This is a genomic window from Pseudoalteromonas sp. TB25 (genome assembly GCF_000497995.1).
In the GTDB taxonomy this organism is placed as follows: domain Bacteria; phylum Pseudomonadota; class Gammaproteobacteria; order Enterobacterales; family Alteromonadaceae; genus Pseudoalteromonas; species Pseudoalteromonas distincta.
Map to the genome: position 1 here is coordinate 1 of NZ_AUTI01000343.1, position 16,703 is coordinate 16,703.

The 16,703-nt window shown below is 40.3% G+C and carries 15 protein-coding genes and 1 pseudogene; 4 read left to right on the forward strand and 12 right to left on the reverse strand.

The genetic code is table 11. The features are described from left to right. From L652_RS01000000123825 to L652_RS0113835, 4 genes are all read right to left on the reverse strand, one after another. On the reverse strand, positions 1-330 hold a 330-nt coding region (locus L652_RS01000000123825), incomplete at its 3' end, for a TonB-dependent receptor plug domain-containing protein (RefSeq protein WP_033013488.1). A gap of 167 nt (positions 331-497) precedes the next feature. Further along, positions 498-1,115, reverse strand: coding sequence for a LysE family translocator (locus L652_RS0113825; protein ID WP_024596779.1), 618 nt, complete (start codon positions 1,113-1,115; stop codon positions 498-500). Next, positions 1,116-1,298 (reverse strand): hypothetical protein, encoded by a 183-nt coding sequence (locus L652_RS0113830; RefSeq protein WP_024596780.1) that lies wholly within the window; start codon positions 1,296-1,298, stop codon positions 1,116-1,118. Positions 1,299-1,315: 17 nt separating this feature from the next. After that, the gene (locus L652_RS0113835; protein WP_002959535.1) at positions 1,316-1,714 is read right to left on the reverse strand and encodes a DUF3224 domain-containing protein; all 399 of its coding nucleotides are present in this window, start codon (positions 1,712-1,714) and stop codon (positions 1,316-1,318) included. A gap of 89 nt (positions 1,715-1,803) precedes the next feature. Here L652_RS0113835 and L652_RS0113840 point away from each other — a divergent pair, with 89 nt between their 5' ends. Next, positions 1,804-3,582: an ABC transporter transmembrane domain-containing protein gene (locus tag L652_RS0113840; protein ID WP_024596781.1), complete on the forward strand. Its 1,779-nt coding sequence runs from the start codon at positions 1,804-1,806 to the stop codon at positions 3,580-3,582. On the opposite strand, the pseudogene L652_RS01000000123830 reads toward L652_RS0113840, so the two are convergent. Continuing rightward, positions 3,583-4,217: pseudogene (locus tag L652_RS01000000123830) on the reverse strand (OmpA family protein). Positions 4,218-4,407: 190 nt separating this feature from the next. Between L652_RS01000000123830 and chrA the strand changes: the two are divergent. Next, entirely contained in the window at positions 4,408-5,562 is a 1,155-nt protein-coding gene (chrA, locus tag L652_RS0113850) for a chromate efflux transporter (RefSeq protein WP_024596782.1), read from the forward strand. On the opposite strand, the gene L652_RS0113855 is transcribed toward chrA, so the two are convergent. The 4 genes from L652_RS0113855 to speA are packed head-to-tail and all read right to left on the reverse strand — an operon-like array spanning position 5,519 to position 10,540. Further along, the gene (locus L652_RS0113855) at positions 5,519-6,778 is read right to left on the reverse strand and encodes a mechanosensitive ion channel domain-containing protein (RefSeq protein WP_024596783.1); all 1,260 of its coding nucleotides are present in this window, start codon (positions 6,776-6,778) and stop codon (positions 5,519-5,521) included. The genes chrA and L652_RS0113855 overlap by 44 nt on opposite strands. Further along, positions 6,775-7,695 (reverse strand): acetyltransferase, encoded by a 921-nt coding sequence (locus L652_RS0113860; RefSeq protein WP_024596784.1) that lies wholly within the window; start codon positions 7,693-7,695, stop codon positions 6,775-6,777. Before L652_RS0113860 ends, L652_RS0113855 begins: the two co-directional genes overlap by 4 nt. Before the next feature lie 25 nt (positions 7,696-7,720). Continuing rightward, positions 7,721-8,599 carry an acyltransferase gene (locus tag L652_RS0113865; RefSeq protein WP_024596785.1) on the reverse strand — a complete coding sequence of 293 codons (879 nt, stop codon included), beginning with the start codon at positions 8,597-8,599 and terminating at the stop codon, positions 7,721-7,723. A gap of 60 nt (positions 8,600-8,659) precedes the next feature. Then, positions 8,660-10,540: a biosynthetic arginine decarboxylase gene (gene speA, locus L652_RS0113870; RefSeq protein ID WP_002959544.1), complete on the reverse strand. Its 1,881-nt coding sequence runs from the start codon at positions 10,538-10,540 to the stop codon at positions 8,660-8,662. 199 nt (positions 10,541-10,739) lie between these two features. On the opposite strand from speA, the gene speE reads away from it, so the two are divergent. Beyond that, complete coding sequence (speE, locus tag L652_RS0113875; protein ID WP_008138747.1) at positions 10,740-11,603, forward strand: polyamine aminopropyltransferase; 864 nt, start codon at positions 10,740-10,742, stop codon at positions 11,601-11,603. 180 nt (positions 11,604-11,783) lie between these two features. Here the strand turns inward: speE and L652_RS0113880 are convergent, their stop codons facing one another. The 3 genes from L652_RS0113880 to L652_RS0113890 all read right to left on the reverse strand — a co-directional run bounded on the left by L652_RS0113880 (position 11,784) and on the right by L652_RS0113890 (position 15,296). Further along, positions 11,784-13,385 carry a methyl-accepting chemotaxis protein gene (locus L652_RS0113880; RefSeq protein WP_024596786.1) on the reverse strand — a complete coding sequence of 534 codons (1,602 nt, stop codon included), beginning with the start codon at positions 13,383-13,385 and terminating at the stop codon, positions 11,784-11,786. Between the two features lie 65 nt (positions 13,386-13,450). Next, the gene (locus L652_RS0113885; RefSeq protein ID WP_024596787.1) at positions 13,451-14,683 is read right to left on the reverse strand and encodes a hypothetical protein; all 1,233 of its coding nucleotides are present in this window, start codon (positions 14,681-14,683) and stop codon (positions 13,451-13,453) included. Further along, complete coding sequence (locus L652_RS0113890) at positions 14,673-15,296, reverse strand: plastocyanin (RefSeq protein ID WP_024596788.1); 624 nt, start codon at positions 15,294-15,296, stop codon at positions 14,673-14,675. The genes L652_RS0113885 and L652_RS0113890 overlap by 11 nt, the downstream gene beginning before the upstream one ends. Positions 15,297-15,454: 158 nt before the next feature. Between L652_RS0113890 and L652_RS0113895 the strand changes: the two genes are divergently transcribed. After that, positions 15,455-16,703 (forward strand): glycoside hydrolase family 97 N-terminal domain-containing protein (locus L652_RS0113895; protein ID WP_024603513.1); only part of this gene is annotated, 1,249 nt, incomplete at its 3' end.

The window sequence follows — 16,703 nt, forward strand, 5'->3', positions numbered from 1 at the left end:
CCCGCCCGACAGCCCGCGTATATTAATTTGCGCTGCTTGCCCGCCCGTTCGTACCGCTGAAATACCAGGTAATCGTGTAAGTGCATCGGCCATTGAAATATCAGGCAGCGCCCCTAAATCATCGGCAGAAATTTGTTCTGACACCGTATCGCTAAAACGCTTTTGATTTAAAGATTGGATTAAACTGCGACTAAAGCCTCGCACTTCAATAATTTCTAAATCTTCAACTTGTGCACTAGGTGATTGATTTGTTGAGCTTTCGTTTGCAGCCAATGCACTATTAGCGGCAAATAAAGCCAGCATAAGTGCACTTAGTTTAAACTTGTCCATGTGTGTGAACCTTTGAGTTATTGTTGTCAGGTATTGCTGTGTTGTTTAAAACACAACCAACAAATTGTAACTAAAAGGTGAACTTATTGTGATGAATACGTATGCAGGGCATGAGGGTTAGGCTGCAGGGGACATAGAGGCACGCGCCCCTGCATCGGGAACGCGATTTAAAGGCTTAGCACCACTTTTATCGCAAGGGCAATAAATATGACTCCCAATATTTTATCAAGCCACGGACTTTGCTTGGTAAAACCAAAGCGATTTTTTGAAACCTCTGTCAGTAACGCGACCAGCAAATACCAGCCGGTATCAATTACAAACACGGTTAAACACATAATTATACCCACGTTTAAAGTAAGTAGCTGAGGGTCTATAAATTGTGAGAACAAGGCTAAAAAGAAAATAGCGAGCTTGGGGTTTAAAAACGCAATAGCAAAGCCATCTTGTAAAGCCTGGCCAGCACTTACTTCACTTTTTTGTACTTCAAGTTCGTTATTGCTGGGTTTTGCTAGCAATATTTTTATACCTAAATATGCCAAATAGGCTGCGCCTAAATACACCAGTATTTGATAAACAGTCGGAAACTGCATCATTAAAGCGCCTAGCCCTAATAACGATGCACCTGCGTATAACCCAACACCAGTACCATGGCTGAGCGCGGCAAGCATTCCGTTTTTCATACTGCCGTTAAGTGAGTGCTTTAAAACCACCGCTAAACTTGGTCCTGGCGACATTGCGCCCATCATACAAATAGCCGCTAGGCTTAACCATACTGTAAATGTCATTTAAAACTCGTCAGTTTCAATAAATAAAGTATAACCATGCACTTTCCCATAAAAGCCTGTCAATGGCACTGCGTTTACTACTTTCCAGCCATCTTGGTTTAATTCCTGTATGCGGTCATTCAGTGCGACTATATCTACCCCACCCAAAAAACGGGTCTTTCTAAATTCGATTACTTTTTGCATTTTAATCCTTGTGTATCTTATAAAGTGTATTCAAAATCGTAGTAGTGAATCCCTTGCTCAATACGTATTTTCATACTGCCCGTTAACCCTTCTAGCTCATTAGTGCCTGAGTCGGGAATTACATTTAAAATTAGGCTGTCTTGGCCTTTATCCATAGTGCCAAAATGCTGTAATACAAAGCTGCCTTTTTTACCTTCAAGCTCGCCTATTACTTGCTCTATGGCAACATAACCGGCACTTCCTTGTGTAGGAGTCATGGCGCTTAGCATTTCGCCTTGGCTGGTGGCATTTAAGCTACCTTTAAATGTTTTATCTATCGACATACGCCCTAAATTAACGCCGTTTTGGCCGCTTGCGTAGCCTTCTATAGGGGCCAGATTTACATTAAATTCTCCACTTACGGTTGCAGTAGTCATAACGTTTCCTTATTGGCCAATATTTAATAGTATTGATTTTTATTATCTTAGTGCCATATCTATACCTTAACCTTTAAAAAGAATCCACTATGTCAAAAACAAGCCCTAAGCCCGAAAAAGCCGCTTTTAGTAGTTTATTACCTATTTTTGCGTTTATTAAACCGTATAAATGGATGGTAGTAGCGGCACTTGGCGCCCTTTTAGTCACCGCTGGTGTTAACTTATCATTAGGTCAAGGGGTTAAGTTTGTCATAGATCATGGCTTTATAGCTGGCTCTAAAGATCAGCTACAACAAGCTGTATTAGTGCTTATTGGTTTAATTAGTTTATTGGCCGCGGGCACCTTTAGCCGCTTTTATTTAATGTCGTGGATTGGCGAACGAGTCAGTAACGATATTCGCAAAGCCGTGTTTAATCGCATTGTTACTTTGCACCCAAGCTACTTTGAAGAAAACCGCAGTGGCGAGCTTATGTCGCGTTTAACAACCGACACAACATTACTGCAATCAATTATTGGTTCATCATTTTCTATGGCGCTTCGCAGTGTACTTATGCTGGTTGGTGGACTTGCTATGCTGTTGTTTACTAATTTAAAACTTACTTTAGTGGTTGTTGCTTGTGTGCCGTTGGTACTTGTTCCTATGATGATATTTGGTAAAAAGGTGCGCAAACTTGCAAGCTCCAGCCAAGATGCCATAGCCGATATAAGCACCTATGCCGGCGAGATCATTCAAAATATTAAAGTTGTGCAAAGCTATAGCCACGAAGAGCAAGAGCAGCACGCTTTTGCACTTGAAACCGAAAAAGCCTTTAATGTGGCTAAAAGCCGTATTAAGCAACGTTCGTTTTTAATTGCAGCGGTAATATTTTTAACTTTTAGCGCTATTAGCGCAATGCTGTGGGTCGGCGGCAGCGACGTATTAGCAGGTACCATGACTGGCGGTGAGCTAGGAGCCTTTGTGTTTTACGCTATTATGGTGGCAATGTCGGTGGCAACCGTTGCTGAAGTATATGGCGAACTACAACGCGCAGCAGGCGCAGCTGCAAGATTACTTGAGTTACTTGCTGTTAAAAGTGAGATAGAAAACCCACTAAATCCACAAGATAGTAACTTACTAAAAAATAGTAACAGCCCTGCTATTACGCTTGAGAATATAAGCTTTAACTACCCTTCTCGCCCAGACGTAAGCGCACTTAATAAAATAAGTTTAAATATTCTTCAAGGCCAAACTGTGGCTATTGTTGGCCCTTCTGGCGCAGGTAAAACAACCTTATTTGAATTACTACAGCGCTTTTACGATCCGGCTAGCGGAGCCATTAAATTTAAAGATATAAACATTAAAGAATTATCGCTTAATACCCTCAGAGGTAAAATGGGTATGGTAGCGCAAAACCCTATTTTATTTAGCTCCGATGTAATGCATAACATTCGCTACGGCAACCCAAATGCAAGTGACGAGCAAGTATATGCCGCTGCAAAACATGCTCATGCAGATGAATTTATTAAACAATTACCGCAAGGTTATAACAGTTTTTTAGGTGAGCAAGGTGTGAGGTTATCGGGTGGGCAAAAGCAGCGTATTGTACTGGCACGCGCTATTTTAAAAGACCCTGAAATACTGCTTTTAGATGAAGCCACCAGCGCACTCGATGCTCAAAGTGAGCACCATGTACAAGCAGCGCTTGAGCATTTAATGCAAAACCGCACCACGCTTATTATTGCCCATAGACTAGCAACGGTTAAACATGCCGATGTGATTGTGGTAATGGAAAATGGAGAGATTATAGCAACGGGTACCCACCAAGAATTAGTAGCAAGTAACCCGTTGTATCAAAAACTGTGTGAATTACAGCTTAATAAAGACTAATTATTCTTCTGTGTTTGGCACTATTTGAATTTCTACACGGCGGTTTTGAGCACGGCCATTTGCACTATCGTTAGTCGCAATTGGACGTGTTTCGCCATAACCCATAGTACTTACACGCTCAGCCATAATCTGCTGGTTCACTAAGTAGTTTTTAACGCTTTGAGCACGTTCACGCGATAGGTTCATGTTGTAGCTGTCTTTACCTGTGCTATCTGTGTGGCCTTCAATACTTAGGTACGTTTTTTCGTATTTGTTCATCACTTTAGCAATAGCATCTAAGGTATCGTTAAAGCCAGACGAAATATAAGATTGGTCGGTCGCAAACGTAATATTAGATGGCATAACTAAACGCAAGTTATCTCCTTCACGTACAACTTCAACACCAGAGCCTGCAAGTTCATCACGAAATGCTTCTTCTTGCTTATCCATGTAGTTACCCACTGCAGCGCCAGCTAGTGCGCCGATAGCTGCGCCTATGAAAATACGCTTATCTTTATGGTTACTTGTTGCTTTACCTAATACGCCACNCCCGCTGCTGCGCCAATAGCCGCACCTTTGCCGGTGTTATTCATTTCACAACCAGAAAGTAATACAGCTACTACGGTTACGCTTAAAAGTGATTTAGTTAAAGTCATGGTGATACCCTATTCATTAAGAATTTAGCAAGAGTATGCAAATACATGTATGAACAAACTATGAAGAGAGTGTTAAAAGCAGCGCATCTTGCTTGATTGTTAAACAGACCTCAAACTAATGTGCCGTTTTAATAAAAATGTCATACTACGCTGTGACAATTTAATGAATTTTACAAAGGATATTGGCGCAATGTTAATTGCTATTTTTAGACAATTTTTTTTACTAGGGTGCATGAGTTTTGGTGGCCCCGCTGCGCATTTAGGCTATTTTAAGCGCCACTTTGTAGATTCGTTAAATTGGCTAACTAACACCCGTTACGCACAACTTATTAGTTTAAGCCAAGCATTACCAGGGCCAGGCTCTAGCCAAGTTAGTTTTGCTATTGGTGTTGAGCGTGCAGGAGTACTGGGTGGTATAGCTGCTTTTGTAGGCTTTACCTTGCCTTCGTTTTTAATAATGGTGCTGCTTGCGGTTAGTGCCCATCAGTTTGACGCTGTTTACTTTGCAATTATTGCAGGCTTAAAGTTATTTGCCGTTGTTATAGTCGCGGATGCAACACTTAGTATGGCTAAAAGCTTTTGTACAAGTGCTGCGCTTAAGTTACTTGCGATAATGAGTACACTTGCCTTGGTGTTATTTCCAATGATGGGAACTCAAATAGCGATTTTAATCACTGCAGCAACAGTAGGTGCTATATGGCCTTTATTAAAACTTGGCACAGTAGCAGACGATGTTAGCAGTAAAAACAGTAATATTAATTGGATTGCACTGGGGTTATTTGCGCTCTTACTTGGGGTTAGCTTTATTCCACTAGAACATGAGTTTGCTTTGTTTACCCCTTTTTACCAAGCGGGTGCAATGGTGTTTGGCGGCGGACACGTAGTACTGCCAGTACTTCAAGCTGGCGTACCAGCATTGAGTGATGATCAGTTTTTAAGTGCTTACGCGAGTGCACAGGCAGTGCCAGGACCAATGTTTACTATTGCTACTTACTTAGGCGCACAACTTACTACTGAGCAACCTTTAGTGGGTGCCCTTATAGCTACACTGCTTATATTTATGCCTGGTTTTTTACTTATACTGGCGTTTCAGAAGAGTTGGATTAATTTGGCAAGTAAGCCACGTTTTGCAAGTTCAATAGCGGCGCTTAATGCAGCGGTAGTCGGTTTTTTAGCGGCCGCATTGTATTCACCAATTTGGACATCGGCTGTGCATAACCTTTGGCAGGTTGCGTTAGTAATAATTACATTTGCATGGCTGCGATTTAAAAAGCCACCTATTTGGTGGCTCTTAGCTTTATTTATTGCTGTGGGTCTTTTGCAGCACTATTTGCCATCACTCTAAATGTTGGCTTATCTGTTTGTTGCTCGTTAGGAGGGCTTAATTGCCCACTAACACTTTGATATGCCCTAAGCCCAAACACTGGCAATACTGCAAGTAAATGGTCCATTATTTCGGCTTGTAGATGCTCGTACGAAATCCAGCGTTTGTCTTCACTAAAGCAATAAAACTCAATCGGTAACCCGTGGTTCATTGGTTGTAGCTCTCGTACCATTAACGTAAGCGACGTATTAATTTTACTGTGCTGCTTTAAATAGCCCTCAGCATAACGACGAAACAGCCCTAAATTAGAAACCTGAGCGGGTAATGTCGTCACTCGAATGTAATCATGCAACGGAATAGCCGCATCAATTTGTGTTCTAAATTCGTCACTTACTAAACAAATACTGTGCATATCTATATTAAGTGAACGTTTAATACGTCTACCGCCCGACTCTTGCATACCACGCCAGTTTTTAAACGAACCCGCAACTAGCATATAAGTTGGAATAGTTGTTATGGTGTTATCCCAGTTACGTACCTTTACAGTGTTTAAACCCAAATCAATTACTTCGCCATCGGCGCCGTAGTTTTCTACTTGAATCCAATCACCATAGGTTACTAGGCGATTTGCTGCGATTTGAATACTCGCTACAAAGCCTAAAATAGTGTCTTTAAATACTAATAACGTAACAGCTGCAATAGCACCAAAGCCAGAGAGAATATAAGTGGGAGATTTCTCAAGGAAAATACTTACAATTAAAATAGCACACACAATAAAGGTGATTAGCTTAACAACCTGAATTAAGCCCTGAATAGGGACTTCGCGTGCAAACTCCAATTGGTTATAAATAGAACCCGCAATACTTACAATACTGCTAAAAATAAAACCTACATGAATAATTAGTATGGCTTGGCCAACCGTTTTCAAAATTTCAGCGGTCAGCTCATTAACCGGATAAACACTGTCAAAGGTCGCCAAAAATAATACGCAGCAAAGCATACCTGCAATACGTCTATTAAGCTTATTTAGCATAGGCGACAACGAACCAATACGTTGAGGCGAAAGCTTAGTTACCACTTTTTGAATGCCTGGTAACATTAACCTACGAGTAAATAAGTAAACAATTAATAAAGAAAAAATCCCTATTGAAACTGCGGTAATAGAACTAAGAAAATCCGCATCGGGTACTTTTTCAAACCAAGGAGCTATTAACTCCTGTAGGTGGGTGTTGGTCATAGTGTTTCAATTTCCTTACTGATTTGTGGTTCAGGTAAACCTTGTTGAGCATAAATATCGGCAAGCTGCTGATCTTTCGCAACCCATAGCTCATTCACATAATGTTGAAAATTAGCTTTAAATACGTCATCGGTTTGATAGCTGCCCTGCATATTGTCATTAATGGGCGTTACGTCTATTGAAACATAAATAGAATCTAGCTCGCCTTTGAGTAAGTTCCGACAAACGTGATCTGTTTTACCGCTATACACTAAACTTGTATTTAGCATGGCATCAAATTGGTTGGCTAGCACTTCAAGCGCAAAAGCAATGCCACCCGCTTTGGGTTTTAATAAGTGCTTAAAAGGACTTTGCTGCAGATTATGCTTAGCTGGCGTAAAGCGTGTGCCTTCAACAAAATTAACGATGGTAGTAGGATAGTGACGAAAATTGCGACAGCTGTGCTTTGTGCGCTCTACATCCAACCCTTTCAACTTTGGGTTTTTAGCAAGCTGTGCTTTGCTTACCCGTTTCATAAACGGCATACCCATAGTCCACGCACCAGTACCAATAAAAGGCACGTATTTTAATTCATCTTTTAAAAAAAACTTAGGGGCTGGCAATGCATGTAATGAGCTAAGCACGGTTATATCTAACCAACTCGTGTGATTACATATAAGTAAATACCAACTTTTTGAATTTAAATCGCCACTTATATCAACCACAATATTAGGACAACCTAGCCACAAGCCAAACCGATTGCCATTACACCACCCTCGATAAGCGCTGTGCAATAAAGAGTTAACAACAGACAAAGGCAGTAATAACTTAATAAGCCCTAGTACAAATACTAGTGAGCCAAAAAGCATTACATTAGAAAACAATACGCAGCCCACAATTAAGCCGTTAAGCCAATTTGGTAACCACTTTTTTAGCATAACTGTAAGCTCATATTTTTGCCTTTTATTTGGGGTGTTTTTCGAGCGATTGTAATGTTTGCTCTTTATTTTCCCATAAACGATTTAGCTCGCTTTGAAAGCGCACTCTAAATTCAGAATCGCCGGTGTAGTCACCAATAAGCTCTTCGCTTACAGGCCTTACATCCACGTGTACGTTGATATTTTTTACCTTACCACCTGCAAAATCCATGAATGTAGGAATGCCATCAGGGTAATGAATTGTAACGTTAACCACTTTAGTAATTTGCTCGCCCATCGCTTGCATTACAAAAGCGATACCGCCCGCTTTTGGTTTTAATAAATGTGGAAACGGGCTATTTTGGCGCGCGTGCTTTTGTGTAGTAAAACGAGTGCCTTCTACAAAGTTAACCACACTTACTGGCATCTCTTTAAATTTTTCGCAGGCTTTACGCGTGGTTTCTAAGTCTTTGCCTCGCAGCTTTGGATTCTTTTTTAATTGGCTTTTACTCGTGCGAGTCATAAACGGAAAATCAAGCGCCCACCAACACAAACCTAGAATAGGCACGTAAATAAGCTCTTTTTTCAAAAAGAAGTTTAAAAATGGAATTTTACGGTTAAACACGCGCTGCAATACTAAAATATCGACCCAGCTTTGGTGATTTGCAATTACTAGGTACCAATCCTTTAGCTTAAGGTCTTCAAGGCCAGTTACATTAAGTTTAGTTTGCGTAAATAACTTTTGATTTAAGCTATTAAAGGTCACCCAAATAGTTGCAAATTGCTTTGCAGCCCAGCTCATAACCTTTTGTAGAGGCTTAATAGGTATAAGCTTTATAAGCCCGCAAATAAAAATAGGCACAAACCAAAAAAGTGTGTTTATTGTGTAAAAAATAATACTAAATACACCGCGAATAACTGACATTACTTCCATTCCTTTAAACATTGCGCAGCCACTAATACTGCGCTTTCAGTTGCTTACAAATTAATCTTCAAAATAGGTATAGCCTTCAAGGCCTGCATTAAGCTCAGCTAAATAACCTTCTTTACACTGCGCTGATACATCAAGTTTATTAACTTGGTACGCAAAGTTGTCAGCTAAAATGGCGCTATCATAGTCAACAAACTTTAATACATCCTTAACGCTATCACCTTTTATAGCATTGGTTAACACATAACCTTCATCGTTAAGCTCTACATGCACTGAATCAGTGTCACCAAATAGGTTATGTAAATCGCCTAAAATTTCTTGATATGCACCCACCATAAACATAGCAATGTGGTATTGCTCGCCGTGTTTATATTCTGGTATTGGTAGGCTGGTTTCGATACCAGCGCCTTCAACGTATTCGCGGATTTGACCGTCAGAGTCACAGGTAATATCTTGAATAATCGCGCGCTGAGTCAATGGTTGAGTTAAGTTTTCGATTGGCATAACCGGAAACAACTGCTGAATACCCCATACATCAGGCAATGACTGAAATAATGAAAAGTTAACAAAGAGTTTATCGGCAAGCTTTTCGTTTAAATCGTCGAGGACTTCACGGTGCGCGCGCGCGTTATTACTAAGCGATGCACGTACACGATGTAAAATAGTAAAGTAAAGCTGCTCTATTTTCGCCCACTCTAGCATGCTTACTAAGCCATGCACGTACTGATCGTGCGCTTCGCTAAATAAGTGCATAGCGTCGTGATAAATCTCAAGTGCCATACGCGGGTTTAAACGCTGTAAACACTGCCACATTTCATCAAGCACTAACGCGCTATTTTCAAGCGGTGGCTCTGGATTTAAATGATTGGGCGCTTTTTCTACGTCAATTACATCGGTAATTAATACCGCATGGTGAGCGGTTAAAGCACGCCCCGATTCGGTGATAATGGCCGGATGCGTAAGGTTATGCTGATCGCACACTTCTGCAAATGCATTCACTACATTACGCGCATACTCTTCTACGGTGTAATTCATTGAACAAGCACTACGCGAGCCAGAGCCCTCGTAATCAACGCCTAAGCCGCCGCCCACATCAACGGTATTTAACGGTACGTTTAATTGTGTAAGCTCAGCAAAGTGGCGTGCACATTCACGTAAAGCACGGTGAATATCACGAATGTTGGCAATTTGAGAACCAATATGAAAATGCACCATTTGCATTAAGTGCAGCTTATTATGCTTTTTCAGCACTTCAACAGCACTTAGTACTTGGCCTGCCGTTAAACCAAACTTGCCTTTTTCGCCGCCCGTGTTTTGCCACTTGCCTTTGCCTACTGAATTTAGGCGAATACGAATACCAATAGCAGGTTCAATGCCTAGGTTGTCTATTTCTTCAAGTAGTGTGGTTAGTTCTGAAAGCTTCTCTACCACAATTTTTACGCTGTGGCCCATTGCTTGACCAATACATGCTAAGCGTAAAAACTCACTGTCTTTATAGCCGTTACACACAATAGTGATTGGCTCTTTTGCTACGCCCAAAATAGCCATAAGTTCTGGCTTTGAGCCTGCTTCTAGGCCAACAAGCCCGCTTGGATGCGCTAATAGCTTACTTACTACAGAACGTTGCTGATTTACTTTAATTGGGTAAACACAGGTGTATTTACCGTTATATTCACGATTTGCTCGCGCTTGCGTAAACGCATTAGTAAGGGTGTCTACACGATTTTTTAAAATATCGGTAAAGCGTACTAAAACCGGCAACGTTAAACCTTGTTGTTTAAACTGCTCTGTTAATTGCGTTAAAGAAATGGCCGGTTTTGTTTGGTCGCCATCTGGGTAAGCCACCAGTTCGCCTTGTGCGTTAATATCAAAATAACCATCACTCCAATGAGCAACGTTATAAGTGGCGCGTGCTGTTTCTAAACCCCAGGTCATGGCAACTCTTCTTTAGTCAATTAGGTATAAAGGCGCATTTTAATACGTCACTATCCACTAGGCTAACAAAAATTGAACTTTCACTCACTCCTAACTAACTTTATTCGTCAAATCAGTTAAAATGTCATTGAGCAAAACGCCAAGCACTGGCAGAATTGCCCCTTTTTCATACTCAACCTAAAAAAGTGTAATAGTAACTATGGCAAATTTAGATCAAAGTAAGTGGTTTACTGAAATTAGCGACCGCGATGGCAGCGCATTTTCATTACGTATTAATAAAAAGTTAGATGAAAAACAGTCTCCTTTTCAAAAGGTAGAAATGTTTGAAACCACAGACTTTGGTAATTTAATGATCATCGACGGGTGTACTATGGTAACAACCCGCGAAAACTTCTTTTACCATGAGATGATCAGCCACCCTGCACTTTTAGCGCACCCAAACCCTAAAAACGTCGTTATTATTGGCGGCGGCGACTGCGGTACTTTACGCGAAGTATTAAAACACCCAGGCGTAGAAACTGTAACGCAAATAGATATAGACGAAGTAGTAACGCAAATGTCGTTAAAATACTTCCCAGAGCTTTGTGAATCTAACAACGACGCCCGTGCAACGGTTATGTTTGACGACGGTATTAAATACATGCGCGAAGCCGCTGGCGAATCTATCGACGTGGTTATTGTTGATGGCACCGATCCGGTGGGTCCAGGTGAAGGTTTATTTAATCATGCGTTTTACACAAGCTGTTTAGATGCACTGCGCCCAGGTGGTATTTTAGTACAACAAAGCGAATCACCTCTTATGCATATGCCATTATTAGTTGAAATGCGCGAAGCAATGCTAAGCGTAGGCTTTAACGATTTACAAACACTGCCATTCCCACAACCAATTTACCCAAGCGGTTTATGGTCGGTAACACTTGCACGTAAATCACAAGCATTTGACGGTTTTAGAGAAGACGGCGCAGCACAAATAGCTGAGCAAAGTGAATACTACAACAGCGGTATTCATCATGGTGCACTCGCTACACCTAACTACATGAAACGCGCTTTTGATAAAAAATAATACTAATTCACTTTAGGCTTTGTTGACTTCTCAAGGTTAAAATTGCATTAAAAAAGGGACTTTTAAAGTCCCTTTTTATTTTTATAATGACGATTCAAACTGAACTCTAGCTAGCAAACAACATAAGTACAGTTATATTTCAAAACCTTAAAGAGTTATCTAACCCGATAATCAGCTTATTTAAACTTTAAATCGATGCACTAAGTGATTTAGCTCATCTGTCAATTGTTCCATGTTTTTAGATACATCTTCAGTAGTTCGAGCAAGCGCTCCCCCTTCTAAAGTTTGATCGTTTAATGATGATAGGTTTTGACTTATTTCATCTGCAACCGTTGTCTGCTCTTCAGTCGCTTGCGCTGTTTGCATCGCCATATCATTTACTTTAGTAGACGAGCTTTGCATTGCATTAAGCACATCATTAGTTTGACTAAACGAGCCAACCGCATCATCTGCAAATTGCTTACCTTCATCTATCGCTTTAATTGATTGTTCTACGCTCGTTGCAAATTGCTCTATCATTTTTTGAATATCGTTTGTGCTTACTTGCGTGCGTGTAGCCAATGTTCTTACTTCATCTGCTACCACAGCAAAACCTCTGCCATATTCACCAGCTCGCGCGGCTTCAATAGCAGCATTAAGCGCCAGCAGATTTGTTTGCTCTGCAATTGCACGAATAACCTCAAGTACTTTGGCAATGTTATCAGAACTTTGTTGTAGTTCTGTAGAGCGCGCCATAGCTTGCTCCATATTTTGCGACAAAGAAATAATACGAGAACTAGAGTGCGCAACCGCTGTTAGTCCTTGCTGAGCTAAATTTAACGATTTATCAGCTTCTGTTGATGATTGCTGAGCAACACCTGCAACTTCTCTACTTGCTACACTCATCTCATGCACTGCACTTACTATTGACTCAGAGGCTTGGCTGAGCGTTTGATTTACAGCATTGTTTTTATTTGCAACCTGACTTAACTCACCTCCTAATTCACTTAGCTCTTTTGATTGCTCTAAAATATCGCGAATTAATTGCTGTAAGTTGTCGAGAAATCGATTGAACTGCGTTGCAAGTTCAGAAAACTCATCTTTAGACGTTATAGCGATCCTGCCAGTTAAATCGCCATCACCAGAGGCTATATCGTTAATACGAGAAGTTACATAGTTAATTTGCTGTGTTAATTGCTTAGGAATAAGGTAACTAAACCAACACGCCACTAATAAAATTAATATGACAAAAATAAGCATAGTTAACTTAGTTGAAGCAATTGTGTCTGATAGTTTTTGAACTTCTTCAACCGATGTTTGCTCTGCTAATTCACCAGCTTGATCAAGCGTAGCTCTTAATTCGTCAAATGCTTTTTCTGATTGAGACTGTTTTTTTAGATTTGTTTTATCATTCATATAGGCCAGTGAAGCGTTTAACCAAGTATTATAAGCACCATCAAAACCGCGAAGCCCATTTATAGCTTTTGGATAGTCCGATAACAAAGTTAAGTACTGCTCTAACCTTTGCGTTACTTGCTCAGCATTTTCTTTATGTTCTTGCAAATAAGCTTCTTTATTGTCGTTATGTGCGACTAAATTTAACTCAGCAACCTTTGCTTGATACAAATCCCTGTCGGCACTCAAAGCAAGAGACACAGCCTTAATAAATTTATCGGATTGCACATCTAATGCATTTTTTTGTAAGTTAATTAAGTATGAATACCCAATAATTAACGACAAGATAGCAATACCTAAAATAACAATAGGAAAAGAGACTTTGACGCGGATACTATTCAAATTCATTAATTACTCCAAAAAAAACCATATTTAATACCTACCTTTTTGATAATAAATCTAGTTTATAAAACCTAAAATCGCCATTGAGCGTTTAGCATTATTTGCTGCTGCGAGATTCGTTCATTAAATCCAATTGGCTCTCTATTTTTTGCAACACTTTTAAGTGCAGAACCTTCAACCCCTATTTGTAGTTTATTAGTGAGCTGGTAGCGCCATGTTGCGGTTAAACCTTCTCCATTGCTTGCATTAGGATCAAACGCAGTAGTGTCGTTATCTGTCACTTTAAAGTAATCGTAGCGTACAGAAACTCGATGCTTGCCTTCTTTATGGCTTAACATTAAATAATGGCTGTAAAAGGCATTATCTATTAAAGCATTAGCGCCCATTTCGGTTTTACCATTAAGTACCTGTGCTATAAAGCGGGTTTTATTATTAAACTTATAAAGCCAAGCGGCGCTTGTAAAGCGAGTATCCCAAGCATACTGCCCTGTACTAATATTAAGTGTGGTTGGGTCACCGTTATTGTTGTAATAATAAATTCGAAATTGTGATTTTTTTAAGTAATCCCAGTGTACGCCAGCGTAATAGCCAAAACGTCCGTCTACTTCTTCAAACGGTAAAACCTGATTAGCTTGCCAGCGTAATTCATACGTATTTAATGCCGCTACAGGCGCAAATTTAACACTTTCGTTAAATGTAGTTTGCCTATCGTGTAATGCAAAACCACGCCAAGCAAGTAAAGTACCGGCAGGGTCATTGCCTTTAAATGTAGCACCTACAAAACTAAAGCTAAGAGCGCTGTTAAAACGTTTTGCTGGGCGCTTAATAGTTACCTCTGCGCCAACAGTGCGTACTTCCTCGCCTATCCAGCTATTAATAGCTGAGTTTGTATAGTTATAAGGAGAAGTCCATCCTATATCAGGGTTTTCAAGCGACATAAGTGGATAAAAGCCCCCTACACGCACATGCCATTTATAGTTGCTGTTAGATAGCGGCTGATACTTTATATAAGCTTGCGTAAAACCAAGGCCAACGTCAGGATCTTGATTCGCATTTAACACCCCATGAGCCGACCAACTAGATGCTAAATCAACATTAAAATCTAAAATACCTTGGGATAAAATAAGTTCGTCGCTTTTAGTATCGTGCCGATATAGCCCAAGGCCGCCCTCTTGGAAGCTACGTGTATCGTCACCCTGCACGGCTCTAATTTGTATCAAGCCTTTTACTTGTGCATACAATGCATTACTAAAACATAAAGCACCGGCTAAAAATATCAGCCTCGTTAAACGATTAATAGTCATCAAATTCATCCGTAGCAAAGTCAATTTGCTCCGCAATTTCCTGCTTTACTTTATAAGTGATCGGGTTAGTAGCCACAGTAATAGTTTGAGATTCAACCTTACTAATATCACTAAACCCAGAATGCCAAACACTTAACGTGTATTCGCCTGCATTGGCATTTAAATCAACATGACCATTTTCATCAGTGATTGCAAAAATAGAACTATCGACCACCACAATATAACCTAACATCCAATCATGAATATTACAGCCAAGCTCAACAACCCCTGTTTGATCAAAAGTAATGGGCGCTTTTGGGTGCTCCTTATATAGCTTTAATTCAAATGTTTTAGCTTTAGAAAATGAATAAACATGATGCATGATTGAGTCCGCATTCGGAAACTCTACCTTTGCATTTTGTGGGACAACTAAAATACGCGGCTTAAATTCTCGATTTTGCTGGGTCATCGCATAAGGTGCTTCTGGAGGAATAACGCTAGAGGAATCTCCTGCAGTTAGCCACACAACAGCATTAGGTAATGGGTCATTATTAGCATTTTTAATTGTTATATTTGCTGCAAAAACTCCAGTACTAACACTTAGTAAAAATACACAAAGTAAGCTTTTTATCATTTTCTTGTCGCTATTATCAATTTGTTTACATTATAGACCGATTAAACCACTAAATTCTTTCTATTTTTTAAAACATTGAATACGTATGTAGGCAGTCGTATTAATCATCAACAGTCATTATCCTTAAATGTCACCACCGACTCATCTAAGGACACACCATGAGAATCCCTGCACTTGTGCTTTTAGCCTTTGCTAGTAATAGCTACGGACAAACTGTAGAGCTAAAATCGCCAGACACACAAATAACAGTAAGCATCTCTGACGAAAACAACACGCCAAGCTACGCCATAAAATTTAAAAACAAAGCGGTTATAAACAAATCTTTACTGGGGTTTGAATTTAAAACACAAGCAGCTTTTAGCGATGGCTTTAAAATTAAAAGCATTGAACAACAAAGCGTTAACTCGCAGTGGCAACAACCTTGGGGCGAACGCCAAAACGTTGTTGACGAATATAACGAAGTAGCCGTTACCTTTACAAAAAACGAGCCAAATAAAGGTACCTACACTATTCGATTTAAAGCATTTGATAGTGGTGTAGGTTTTAGATACGAAGTGCCACAACAAACCGGCTTCGAACATACAGAAATAACTAAAGAGTTAACTGAATTTGCAATAAACAATAGCCATGATGCAACAGCATGGTGGATACCTGCTCGTGGCTGGAACCGCTACGAATATGTTTATAACACCACCGCGCTTAACGAAGCTCCACTAGCCCACACACCATTTACGTTTAAAACAAGTGACGGTACTCATATTAGTATTCATGAAGCCGCTCTTGTTGATTACGCGGGTATGGTGCTTAATCAGCGCCGTCCAGGCACATTTACAGCCGACTTAACCCCTTGGTCAGATGGTATTGCCGTTAAAAAGCAAGGCGCTTTTAAAACACCATGGCGCACCATTCAAATAGCCGACAGCGCTGTTGGCTTAGTTAATTCAGATATAATACTAAACCTAAACGAGCCTAATAAACTCGGTGACGTGTCGTGGGTTAAACCTGGCAAATACGTCGGTATTTGGTGGGGTATGCATATAAACACGCAAACTTGGGGTAGCGGTAAAAAACACGGCGCCACTACGCAAACCACAAAATACTATATGGATTTTGCAGCGCAGTATGGTTTTGATGGCGTACTCGTTGAAGGCTGGAATATTGGCTGGGATGGCGATTGGTACTTTAATGGCGATGTATTTAACTTTACCAAACCGTACGATGATTTTGATATAGCAGCACTGACTCAATACGGCAAAGAAAAAGGCGTACAGCTCATTGGCCATCACGAAACATCAGGCAATGTAAGCAACTACCGAGACCAAATGGAAAATGCCTTTACACTTTACGAAAAATCAAACGTCAGCCAAGTAAAAACAGGTTATGTAGCCGATGGCGGAAATATAAAAC

What these genes read in the sequence shown, in the direction of transcription:
- L652_RS0113890 (WP_024596788.1), bottom strand. Translation starts at nt 15,296, where the DNA reads ATGATAAAAAGCTTACTTTGTGTATTTTTACTAAGTGTTAGTACTGGA.
- L652_RS0113825 (WP_024596779.1), bottom strand. Translation starts at nt 1,115, where the DNA reads ATGACATTTACAGTATGGTTAAGCCTAGCGGCTATTTGTATGATGGGC.
- speE (WP_008138747.1), top strand. Translation starts at nt 10,740, where the DNA reads ATGGCAAATTTAGATCAAAGTAAGTGGTTTACTGAAATTAGCGACCGC.
- speA (WP_002959544.1), bottom strand. Translation starts at nt 10,540, where the DNA reads ATGACCTGGGGTTTAGAAACAGCACGCGCCACTTATAACGTTGCTCAT.
- L652_RS0113880 (WP_024596786.1), bottom strand. Translation starts at nt 13,385, where the DNA reads ATGAATTTGAATAGTATCCGCGTCAAAGTCTCTTTTCCTATTGTTATT.
- chrA (WP_024596782.1), top strand. Translation starts at nt 4,408, where the DNA reads ATGTTAATTGCTATTTTTAGACAATTTTTTTTACTAGGGTGCATGAGT.
- L652_RS0113830 (WP_024596780.1), bottom strand. Translation starts at nt 1,298, where the DNA reads ATGCAAAAAGTAATCGAATTTAGAAAGACCCGTTTTTTGGGTGGGGTA.
- L652_RS0113860 (WP_024596784.1), bottom strand. Translation starts at nt 7,695, where the DNA reads ATGCTAAAAAAGTGGTTACCAAATTGGCTTAACGGCTTAATTGTGGGC.
- L652_RS0113835 (WP_002959535.1), bottom strand. Translation starts at nt 1,714, where the DNA reads ATGACTACTGCAACCGTAAGTGGAGAATTTAATGTAAATCTGGCCCCT.
- L652_RS0113855 (WP_024596783.1), bottom strand. Translation starts at nt 6,778, where the DNA reads ATGACCAACACCCACCTACAGGAGTTAATAGCTCCTTGGTTTGAAAAA.
- L652_RS0113865 (WP_024596785.1), bottom strand. Translation starts at nt 8,599, where the DNA reads ATGTCAGTTATTCGCGGTGTATTTAGTATTATTTTTTACACAATAAAC.
- L652_RS0113840 (WP_024596781.1), top strand. Translation starts at nt 1,804, where the DNA reads ATGTCAAAAACAAGCCCTAAGCCCGAAAAAGCCGCTTTTAGTAGTTTA.
- L652_RS0113885 (WP_024596787.1), bottom strand. Translation starts at nt 14,683, where the DNA reads ATGACTATTAATCGTTTAACGAGGCTGATATTTTTAGCCGGTGCTTTA.